This window comes from Saprospiraceae bacterium, from assembly GCA_016715965.1.
In the GTDB taxonomy this organism is placed as follows: Bacteria; Bacteroidota; Bacteroidia; order Chitinophagales; family Saprospiraceae; genus Vicinibacter.
In genome coordinates, this window is record JADJXG010000001.1 from 2,632,824 (window position 1) to 2,644,257 (window position 11,434).

Annotated in this window: 10 protein-coding genes; all 10 read left to right on the forward strand. The window is 34.5% G+C overall.

The genetic code is table 11. The features are described 5' to 3' along the window. The first annotated feature begins 68 nt into the window (after positions 1–68). The gene (locus tag IPM48_09870) at positions 69–266 is read left to right on the forward strand and encodes a hypothetical protein (GenBank protein MBK9271895.1); all 198 of its coding nucleotides are present in this window, start codon (positions 69–71) and stop codon (positions 264–266) included. Continuing rightward, complete coding sequence (locus tag IPM48_09875) at positions 263–685, forward strand: hypothetical protein (GenBank protein MBK9271896.1); 423 nt, start codon at positions 263–265, stop codon at positions 683–685. The genes IPM48_09870 and IPM48_09875 overlap by 4 nt, the downstream gene beginning before the upstream one ends. 9 nt (positions 686–694) lie before the next feature. Continuing rightward, the gene (locus IPM48_09880) at positions 695–1,069 is read left to right on the forward strand and encodes a hypothetical protein (GenBank protein ID MBK9271897.1); all 375 of its coding nucleotides are present in this window, start codon (positions 695–697) and stop codon (positions 1,067–1,069) included. A 42-nt stretch (positions 1,070–1,111) separates the two neighbouring features. Then, positions 1,112–1,504 carry a hypothetical protein gene (locus IPM48_09885; protein MBK9271898.1) on the forward strand — a complete coding sequence of 131 codons (393 nt, stop codon included), beginning with the start codon at positions 1,112–1,114 and terminating at the stop codon, positions 1,502–1,504. Between the two features lie 191 nt (positions 1,505–1,695). Beyond that, on the forward strand, positions 1,696–3,117 hold the full coding sequence (locus IPM48_09890) for a linear amide C-N hydrolase (protein MBK9271899.1): 1,422 nt from the start codon (positions 1,696–1,698) through the stop codon (positions 3,115–3,117). A gap of 521 nt (positions 3,118–3,638) precedes the next feature. Continuing rightward, positions 3,639–3,845, forward strand: coding sequence for a helix-turn-helix transcriptional regulator (locus IPM48_09895; protein MBK9271900.1), 207 nt, complete (start codon positions 3,639–3,641; stop codon positions 3,843–3,845). Further along, positions 3,845–5,950, forward strand: a complete 2,106-nt coding sequence (locus tag IPM48_09900; protein MBK9271901.1) for a site-specific DNA-methyltransferase — start codon at positions 3,845–3,847, stop codon at positions 5,948–5,950. Before IPM48_09895 ends, IPM48_09900 begins: the two co-directional genes overlap by 1 nt. 1 nt (position 5,951) lies before the next feature. Continuing rightward, positions 5,952–8,825 carry a type III restriction-modification system endonuclease gene (locus IPM48_09905; GenBank protein ID MBK9271902.1) on the forward strand — a complete coding sequence of 958 codons (2,874 nt, stop codon included), beginning with the start codon at positions 5,952–5,954 and terminating at the stop codon, positions 8,823–8,825. After that, positions 8,818–9,255 (forward strand): hypothetical protein, encoded by a 438-nt coding sequence (locus tag IPM48_09910; GenBank protein MBK9271903.1) that lies wholly within the window; start codon positions 8,818–8,820, stop codon positions 9,253–9,255. The genes IPM48_09905 and IPM48_09910 overlap by 8 nt, the downstream gene beginning before the upstream one ends. A 155-nt stretch (positions 9,256–9,410) precedes the next feature. Beyond that, positions 9,411–11,432, forward strand: a complete 2,022-nt coding sequence (locus tag IPM48_09915) for a site-specific DNA-methyltransferase (GenBank protein ID MBK9271904.1) — start codon at positions 9,411–9,413, stop codon at positions 11,430–11,432. The last annotated feature ends 2 nt before the right edge of the window (positions 11,433–11,434 follow it).

Sequence of the window (11,434 nt, forward strand, 5' to 3'; positions counted from 1 at the left end):
AAAAAAAAATAAAAAACGCACCGCACAGCCGACACTCAATGACACGACAACTCAATACTGACAATGGTTTGCAAGGACGGTGGACAAAAACCACTGGCTATAACAGCACCTACCCAAAAGGCGGGGTTTCGTGCTTCGCAGACAGTTTTGTGGTTAATCAAACATTAGTTTTTCAAATCAAGTTTTGTGGTAAAAGTCCCGCCCTTCGGGTAGCTGCAAAACGTTATGGGCAATTTTATAACTTTACACAAACTCTAACAAAATGAACAAAACTCTTTTCACCACCTTTCTCTTTTTATTGTGTTCAATTTTTTCTTATACTCAAACTCTACATTTATATGGTGGACAAAACCATGACGTGTATTTGGGTTGCTTAAACTGTAGCAACTATGACCAAAACTCAATATGGAATGATTACGGTAAATATGGAAATAACTATAACTCAAATTCTATCTGGAATGACTATGGCACATATGGAAATGAATATAATTCAAATTGTCCATGGAATGCTTATGGTTCAAACCCACCAGTAGTCGTTGACAAAGAAGGTAATTTTTATGGTTACTTCACCGTGAATGAATATAAAGCTAAAAGAGCTGATTTTGAATTGGCGTTAATTATTTATAAATACTATGATTCCATACGCGATGATGTATCAAAATGGTACGATAAAATATTTCAATAAATTTCCTATATGAAAAAAACTATTATTATTAACATTTATCTAGCACTAGCTATAATTATTTCGTCTTGTTCATCAGATGCAGAAAATAGCAGTAGAAGCAGTTCATCTTCTTCAAATTTTATTGAAGAGGATGAAAGTTCAAATGGCTGTAGATTTGATGATGGAACACATTCCGCATCTGTTGATTATAGTAACCCAGAAACTGGATACTCTTCTAGTTATACCCTCGATGTTGTGGTACAGGATTGTCAAGTAATTCAAATCAATTTCCCCAATGATGGGTATCTTGATGAAGACCATATATCCTACGCAGATATTGATGACGATGGAAATGCTACTGTTGAAGGTGAAAATGGCAAAACATATGAAATACACATTGATTAGAACTATCCATACATCATTAAATAGTATAACAACTAAACTTTTATGAAGACCTATTTATTGCTTACATTTTTGCTATTACCAATAATTACCAAAGCTCAAGTTTCTTGCGTAAAAACAAGGGTATGCCTTATCTTAAATTCTTATGAAATAATAAATGGCCAACAGCAAAAAAGAGATAGAACTGGATACGTAACAATGGGAGATGATGCCTTGATATTAAATATGGAAGACTCCCAAGGAAATAAGTATAACAGTAGAATTAACTTCACAAGTCCATGTATTCTTAGCAAAGAAGGCGAAGCATTTTCTCTTTATGGAGTAAATAAAAAAGGAGAAAAATTTCTTCTTACTATGAGTATTAAGGATAGAAGTATTGTGATAATATTACAAAATAAAGATACTGGCAAAGAATATTTATATGACCTGGTTGACTAGGAAATTATTTAGTGCAGAAACAGCCCATAACAGCACCTATAAGAAATTGGCGGTTCAGTGGTTAAATGAAGTTCAGTTTTTCAATCAAACTTTCGTGCAGGTTGACAGTTTTGTGCTTCGAAATCGCCAACTTCTTATAGCTGCCAACCGTTAGCGGCAAGCATAAACGAGAACTCAAAACGACAAAGACTATGAAAAAATATTTTTGGACACTCCTATTCCTGACAACAATGACACAATCGGTATACCCTTGTTCGTCATTTGTATTGAAGAATGGAAAGACAGTCTTGTTGGGGAAGAACTTCGACTGGACTTTTGACAAAGGCTATATCATCAAAAATTTAAAGAACACAACAAAAGTTGCTTATTGTACACATAACGGAACACCTGCGAGTTGGACAAGTAAATACGGAAGCGTAACATTCAACCAAAACGGGAAAGAAATGCCTTACGGTGGAATGAACGAGAAAGGGCTTGTAGTAGAAATGCTTTGGATGGAAGACACCCGTTTTAATATTTCGGAAGAAAAAACATATCTCAACGAATTGGAGTGGATACAATATCAGTTAGACAATTTTCAAACTGTTGACGAAGTTGTTACCCATATTGAAAACCTTAAAATATATCCGATTAAAGGTAAAATTCATTACATTCTAGCAGATACTCAAGGCAAATCTGTAATTATTGAATATTTAGACGGCAAGCCGGAGATTTATAAAAAGGAAGTCAACTCTTGCCAGGCTATAACCAATAAATCGGTGGTTTATTCCGAAAAATATATCGAAAACATTAAAGGTATTCGAAAGAATAATACATCTACAACTTATCGTTATCATAAGCTTGAAAACCAAATTAAGAAACTTCAAAACTCAAATGATTTTTCAGAAAAGGCAGCTTTTCAAATGCTGAAAAGTGTAACTATTCCCAAAGGGGATTTTAAAACGGTTTGGACTATTGTGTATAACATTGAGAATAAAACTATTTCATTCTTTTCTCATTCACATAAAAAAACCAAGCAAATCAATCTCAACAACATTGACTTTGAACAAGATTTAAGTCACTTCAATATCAATCAGGATATAGAAATTGTTTTAGACAGTAAGCTAAAGCCGTTTACAGAACCAGCAAACTTTGAAATTGCTTCCGCTTCTTTGATACATCTTGGATTTGATAAGGATTTGACCAAAGAAATAAGTGAACACCAATTCAATCAAAAATTGGCAACACAATCTTATTTTTTGAAAAAATATTTTCACTTCGACATTCGTATTCCTATGACAGAAGCGGATAAACTTTTAATTTTTGTGATAATGGACAGCGAAGAAAATTTCAATAAAAAAGTAGCTGTAACAGGTGGGTATCTTTCTGGCACAACATCAATAGGCACGGCTAACAGACACATTTACGGTTTGAAAAACGGCACATACTCAATGATTGCACTAATTGACGAAAACAAAAATTCCGAGCTTGATTTTGACACTAATGGAAATCCGACAGAAAAGTACGCAACGTTCAGCGACTTTAAACCAAAATCAATGACAGAAATCACGTTCAAAAACACATCAAACTATTTTACAAAAGACAACGCTAAACTGACAATAGAGTGGAGATAAGAATGCCAGCCGCTAACATCGTATTGGCAATAGGCGGGCTGAACGGCTTCGTATCAAAGGAAGTGCAAAATTCAAATTTAGTACTTCGATTGAAGTTCAGTGCTAAAAATCCCGCCCATCGCCAATACGAAAACCGTTGGCTGCAAGTGTAACGGACGATACAACCCGACAGAGAAACAGGAACAAGAAACAAAAAAAGCAAACTATTTTGACAGGTTACAAAAGAACAGGAAACGATATTCATAACAGACAACGAGTAAGCCGACACTCATTGCCAACCCTTCTGTATTTTTTATTTTCCCCACCGCACATTTTTTTTAATTCAATTTTATGCCAACGCACAAACGGCACATTGGCTTTTGCCCCAACTGCACAAGCCAACCCACAGGCAAAAGCCAAAGAGCCGTTTTTTGCCAATGCTCCTATGAGATTGTTAAAAATAATTTGATTACTTTTTATCTTACAAAATGAGATACTAAAAATTATAAACCTATCTTTGCGACTTGACATCATTTGAACAAATGAACAGAATAAAAGAAGTGTTGGACGAAAAAGGCATCAAGCAGACTTGGCTTGCCGAGCAATTAGGCAAAAGCTACAATATGGTAAATGCTTATGTGCAAAACAGACAACAACCACGAATTGAAGTGCTTTATGAAATCGCTGAAATTCTTGGCGTAAATGTAAAGGAACTATTGATTGACAACGAAATTAAAAAGGACAAGTAATGAGTAACGAGCAAAAAATTACGACTGAAATAAAAGTGCCTAACAAAGATTTGGAAAAATTGAAAATTCACTTTCCGCATTGCTTTGACAAAGACGGAAATTTTCAATTAGAGAAATTTAAAGCTAACCTGACTGAAAAAGAAATCAATTTTTCTACTGAGAGTTACGGTTTAGACTGGCTCGGCAAAAGCTATGCACGGCTTTTGGCAAGCGACCCAGCAACCACTTTGCTAAAAGCAGACGAAACTCATAATAGCAAACCCGAAAACGCTAATTCTGAAAACTTGCTCATAAAAGGCGATAATTTGGAAGTGCTGAAACACCTTGCCAACGCCTACTACGAACAAGTAAAAATGATTTATATAGACCCACCTTACAACACAGGAAATGATGGGTTCTTATATCAGGACGATAGAAAATATACAGTAAAGGAACTACAGCAACTTATTGGTATAGACGAAGAAAAAGCGAAACGGATTTTAGATTTTACAAAACAAAAAAGTAACAGTCATTCGGCTTGGCTTACATTTATGTATCCACGACTTTATATTGCAAAGCAATTATTAAAAGACGATGGGGTGATTTTTGTGTCTATTGATGATAATGAAGTGGCTCAACTCAGATTATTGATGGACGAAATTTTTGGAGAAGAAAATTTCATTGCTTCAATGATATGGAACACAGGAAGAAAATCAATGGCAAAATTGATTGCAACCAACCACGAATATTGCGTGATTTATGCAAACTTAAAAAACAAACAATCAGCAGAAGAAATCATAAATGAAGATGATGAAAGTGAAGTTAACGGAAAACTTTGGCGTGAAAGAAAACAGGGTCTCGAACCGATTTATAAAAGATTTGAAGAATTAAAAGCAGAATTTGGTAATGATTACGCCAAAATTTCTAATGGCTTAAAAGATTTTTACGACTCACTAAGTGATGATAATCCATCAAAAGCTCACGACCATTATAATTTGGCAGATGCAACAGGTGTTTTTTTTGCTGGGGACATTTCGCAAGGAACTGGTGATGGCGGACGTTTTGATATTCTACACCCAGTAACAAATAAACCTTGCAAAGTTCCAAATGGTGGTTGGCGATTTAACGAAAACAACTTGCCTGATTTATTGGAAAAGGATTTAATTTACTTTGGTTCAGATGAAAAAACTATTCCTTGCTTAAAGAGATATTTACATTTAACAGAATTTGAAGTTCCATCAAGTGTTTTTTATAGAGATGCAAGGGGAGCCAAGAAACGGTTAAAAAAATTATTCGGTGGTGCAGATGTTTTTGCTTTTCCTAAAGATGAAGAAGTAATTAAAAAATTCATTCGTTTTTGTGTATTAAAAGGTGATATAGTTCTTGATTTCTTTGCAGGTTCAGGGACAACAGCGGAAGCGATTTATCAATTAAATTCCGAAGATGGTGGAGATAGAAAATTTATAACAGTTCAAATTCCTGAGCCAATAGACCCTAAGAGAAACAAAGCTGCTTACGATTTTGTAAAAAACGAATTGAAAGCCGAGCCAACTATTTTTGAAATTACAAAAGAGCGTTTGTTGCGTGCAGCAAAAAAAATAAATACAGAATTAGATAGCAAAATTGAAAAACTGAAAAAAGAACTTCAAACAGAAGAAACAAAACTTGAAATTAAAAATTTAGAAAAACTCAAAACTCAAAATGGTTTCAAAATTTTTGAAACAACTCCAATTTGGGAAGATTACAATTTTGAAGCAGAACAGTTTGACAGTTCGCAAACGCTGTTTGATGCTGGCAAACTAACAGAAGACGACATCAAAGCTTTGCTGACCACTTGGAAAACCTATGATGGCATTGCCTTAACGCAAGATTTAGAAAGTATTGATTTAAGCGGTTATACCGCTTATTATGGCAATGGTAGATTGTATTTAATGAACAAAGGCTTTACCACAAACAACCTAAAAGCATTGTTGGAAAAGATAGACACTGACAAACATTTTGAACCTAAAAGTATCATTGCCTTTGGCTATCATTTGGAGAGCAAGAGTTTACGAGAGATTTCAGAAAACGTAAAAACTTACAACAACAAGAAAAAAAGTGATATTGACTTTATAACAAGGTATTAATATGAAGGGATTTAATTTTGAGAAAAACCTAAACCATCAATCACACGCAGTAGATAGCACTATTGCGGTGTTTGAGAACATTAGCCTTGTTCAGCCCACAGAAGCGGATAAGAACTGCATTAACCCTACATTTGATTTTTTAAGCGATTGGGCTTATCCACAAAATTTAAGAGCCATTCAAGAAAGGAACGGAGTTAATGAAAAAATAAAGCGTAACAGCAACATCATTGATATAATGATGGAAACAGGAACAGGTAAAACTTATACCTACACCAAAACAATTTTTGAACTCAATAAAAACTACGGCATTTTCAAATTTATTGTAGTGGTTCCAACCTTATCCATCAAAGCAGGAACAATTGATTTTTTGAAATCGGACAGTAGCCGTGAGCATTTCAAAGAACAATATGGCAAAACGCTTCACTTGCATATTGTAGAAAGTCAGAAAAACAGCAAGAGCAAAAAATCATTCATACCACCTGCAGTAACCAGTTTTGTAAATGCTGGAACTTTTGAGAAAAACAGTATTCAGGTTATGATTATCAACGCAGGTATGATTAACTCTGAAACAATGCAAAAAAGCTTTGACAAAGGTTTGTTTGACAAATACACCGTTCCGTTTGATGCCATTGGAGCAACGAAACCTTTTATGATTATTGACGAGCCACACAAATTTGGGCAAGGCAATAAGACTTGGGAGAACATTCAGAAAATGAAGCCCCAATTTATTTTGCGTTATGGTGCGACTTTTCAAGGTTATGAAAACTTGATTTACACTCTAACAGCCGTTGATTCATTCAACAGAAATTTAGTGAAAGGCGTAATCGGACACATCACTGAATTTAATGCAGGTGAAAACGCAATCGTAAAATTCATTGATTCAGATGGAACCGAAGCCAGTTTTGAATTGATTGAAAATGACAGACGAAAAACAGTAACAGTCTCTAAAAAGGAAAGTCTGAAAAAGATACATCCTGAAATGTCTGACTTGGGAATTGAAAATTTGAATAAAAGCACGGTTGTTTTAACCAACGGCTTAGAAATGAAAAAGGGAGATAAAATCAACCCTTATTCTTATGCCGAAAAGTTGCAGGAAACAATGATTCAAAAGGCAATCAAGCACCACTTTGAAATTGAAAAAGAGCTATTGACACGTGAAGTAAAGATTAAACCATTAACACTTTTCTTCATTGACAATATAGACGAATACCGTAACAAAGAAGGATATATCCGCAAAACTGTTGAGCAATACATCAAGGCAGAAATTGAAGAACTGCTAAAAACAGAAAATGATGCTTTTTACAAAACCTACCTTGAAAAAACATTGCTTGACCTTTCGGCAACACACGCAGGATATTTTTCAAAAGACAATACCGAAAAAGACGAAGCCATTGAAAAAGAGATAAACGAAATTTTGCACGACAAACAAGCAATGCTAGACTTGGAAAATCCAAGACGATTTATTTTTTCAAAATGGACGTTGCGTGAAGGTTGGGATAATCCCAACGTATTTCAGATTTGCAAACTCCGAAGCAGTGGAAGTGAAATTTCAAAATTACAGGAAGTCGGGCGTGGTTTGCGTTTACCAGTGAATGAATATGGCAATCGTGTAAAAGACGAACAGTTTTATCTCAACTATTTTGTTGACTTTACCGAAAGCGACTTTGTAGATAAATTGGTTAGTGAAATCAATCAGAAATCGGGAGCTATTTCCATTGAGCAAGTTCCAGACAAACTTTCTGAGCAAATGATTAAAAAGATTTGCGAATTATACGAAACAACCGAAGACGAACTTTTGGAAGTTTTGGACACTAATAACGTAATCACAAGAACAAACTCATTCAAGGCAGGTGGGTTTGACTTCATCAAACAAAACTATCCGAGAATATTTGAAGGCGTAAACTCTAACAAGGTTCGCAAAGCAACCGACCCGAAAAAGAAAGTTGTAGTTAGAACAGAGAAATATCAAGAACTAAAAGACCTTTGGGAAAAACTGAATGAGAAAGTAATTCTTGAATACAAGTTTGACAACGAAGCCAACTTCAAAACTTTGTTTACAGAGTTTTTGAAAGCACAAAAAGACAATTTCACTTCGGACGGAATTAACGAGAGAATTTCAAAAGTTGAAATCAAGGACAACAAAGCAGTTGCAAACGAACCTGAATCTGTTTACAACCGTAAGACAGCGACTATTTCTATTATGAAATATAGCGATTTTCTGAAAGAATTATCAAAAATTCTAAATATCAACATCAATACACTTCATCAATCAATAATTGACGCAGAAACGGACATCAATAAATATCTTAATCAAACTACATTGAGAATAATCAAACAGAATTTCGACTTTTTCTTAATGACACAAGCGTTTGACAAGTATTCGATTGAATATAAAAAGGTTTCAAACAGCATTCATCCAACCAAGTTGACAGACGAAAAAGGAAATGTGCTGAAAGAAATTTCTGCATCTGATGTTGGTGTTTTGTTTTCAGACGAAGATGTTGCAGACTCTTACTTCTTTGAAGAATTGTATTACGATTCTGACTTGGAGAAATCCAACATCAAGACAGAAATAAAAGAAGTAATTGTGTTCACCAAAATCCCAAAGAACTCGATTAAAATTCCAGTTGCAGGTGGCAAATCATATTCACCTGACTTTGCCTATGTTTTGAAATTCAAAGACGGAGAGCAAAAACTAAACTTCATTGTAGAAACCAAAGACGTAAACAGCAAAGACGGACTTCGTGACGAAGAAAAATTCAAAATCAAACACGCTGAAAAATTCTTTGATGGCAAAGTAAAAATTGAGTTCAAGACACAATTCAGCAACACCAAAATAGTTGACTTAATAAAAGAACTTTCAGTTGATGAATAAAGCAAAAACAATAAGCCCACGCACAGGTGTAAGCACATTTGCAAGCCCCACAAGCCCACGCACAGGGCAAAGCTTGCAAAAGAGCTTCCACCTTTCCCACGCAGAAAAAATTGAATTAAAAAAAATTTCCTCCCCTTCTGAAAATAAAAAATACGCAATCGCACGACCCAACACGACAAAGACAACAACAGCTAAACACAACAGGGACAGCGGTTTGCAGACACGAAAGACAGAACACCAGCAGCCAACAGCAGTTTGGCGTAATGGCGGGGGACGTGGTAAATTGAACAGTAGTTTTTCAAATCAACATTTGTGCTTGGTTGACAGTGAAGTGCTCCGAATGCCGCCACTACGCCAAGCTGCAAAACGTTACAAGCAAGCCGAAAAAAAAAGACAACGACAGAATGACAAAGGAATTTTTGCTGCATAAAGACAAAGAAAAATGAAAATGCCGACACACAAAACAGCACATTTGCAAGCCCCGACACACAAGCCGACACTTCGGCTTGCAAAAGAGCTGTTTTCCTGCCAGCGCACAGAAAAGAATGATTAAATTTGAGAATTAAAAATTAAGAAACAGAAATGATACAGAACCTTTTTAATGATATGACAGAATTGCTTCGCAAACAAGCACCTGACTTTTTTGTGAATGACAAATTTAATAAAAACAAAGTAACAGATGCTGCATACAGTTATGATAAAAACTTGCTGAAAGCATTATTGACAAATGATTCTTTGAAAAAACAGTTTTTTGTTGAAGTTGAAAAGAACTTAGTTTTTAAGCAACGAGAGTTTTTAATGTTTCTCAATAATAAAAGCTTTCTTCAAGATAGCTACACCCGCTTTAAAAATGAAATTGGTTTACAGGATGAAGAAGGAAGATACTTTCGTGAAAATACCGATGTTGTGTTAGTATGGCCTCATAAGGACTGCATTTTAGAAGGCGGACAAACAAAAGAAGACCAAAGTAGAGAGGAGGTTTTTTACAATGAAACTCTAGCACCTGATGAAATTGACAGACTATTAGATACAAAGGCACTGACAAATTTTTCCTTATTTGATAAAAACGGTAAAAAAGAACTGAAAGCAAATACAGAACTAAATTTAAGAGAACAAAATTTAATCATTAGGGGCAACAATCTATTGGCTCTGCATAGCTTGAAAGCAAGAAAAGACATTGCTGGAAAGGTTAAGCTAATCTATATTGACCCACCTTACAATACAGGGAATGACGAGTTTAAATACAATGATAGCTATAACCATAGTACTTGGTTGACTTTTATGAAAAACAGATTGGGTGCAGCTAAAGAATTATTATCTAAAGATGGTGTTATATTTATTCAATGCGATGATAACGAACAACCATACTTAAAGGTTTTAGCTGATGAAGTATTCAAATATGAGAATTTCGTTAATTCTATTTGTGTTAAAATGAGTGAGGCTTCGGGTGTTAAGATGAATCACGCTAAAAAGCGTTTTCCGAAAATCAAGGAATATATACTTTTTTACAAAAAGTCAAATCAGTTTAAAGGATTTGAGACAATTGATAAATATCAGCATCCAGTGTGGGATAAGGAAAACAATATTTTTTTAGAAAACATTACAAAAGAGCAAAGAGAAAAACTAATCGAAATTGAGGAAAAAGATGTAAATGATGAAAATGATTTAAACGCAGTTAATGCAATTCTAAAAAAAGTTAAAAAAGTATCACTCTCACAAAAACTAAAGGAACTTGAAACTAAAGACTGTGATGAAATAGAAAAATGGAAATTTGAAAACTCATTTCGCATAATTAAAACTGCAGGTTCTGCAAGTTTAGCAAAAGCAGTAAAGTCGTACAATACTATTCCAGGCCAAGATATTGCCGCTGGCTTATCGGCTGAGAAAATCCTATTTTATTATATTACCGATTTTAATAGGGAAGCTAAAAGTCCTCGTCTACAGGTAATATTTGCGGATACCAATATTTTTAGAAACCCTTGCGACTTTTGGCAAGATATTAAAACTACAGGTGCAATAGCTGATGAAGGTGGTGTCAAATTAGAGAAAGGAAAGAAACCCGAGAAATTAATTGAACGAATTATAAAAATGACTACTAAAGAAAATGACATCGTGCTTGATTATCATTTAGGTAGCGGTACAACGGCTGCGGTAGCTCATAAAATGAATAGAAGATATATCGGGATGGAACAACTTGACTATGGTGAAAATGATTCAGTCAATAGATTAATTAATGTAATAAATGGTGACCAAACAGGAATTTCACAGCTATATAATTGGCAAGGAGGAGGCTCATTTTTATATTGTGAATTAAAAGAATTCAATCAGAAATATATTAAAGACATACAATCGGCTAAAAAAGGCAAAGACCTATGGAAAATATGGGATACTATGAAATCCGAAGCGTTTTTAAGAATTGAAATTGACAAAGATAAATTTACTGAAGATTCTTTTAATCAATTAGAAGTTGATGAGCAGAAAAGATTGTTAGTGGAAACATTGGACAAGAATCATTTGTATGTAAACCTCTCTGAAATGGAAGACGAAGAACATAAGATGACAAAAGACGAAATTGAACTAAATAAAAAATTCTATAACATTTCATAACG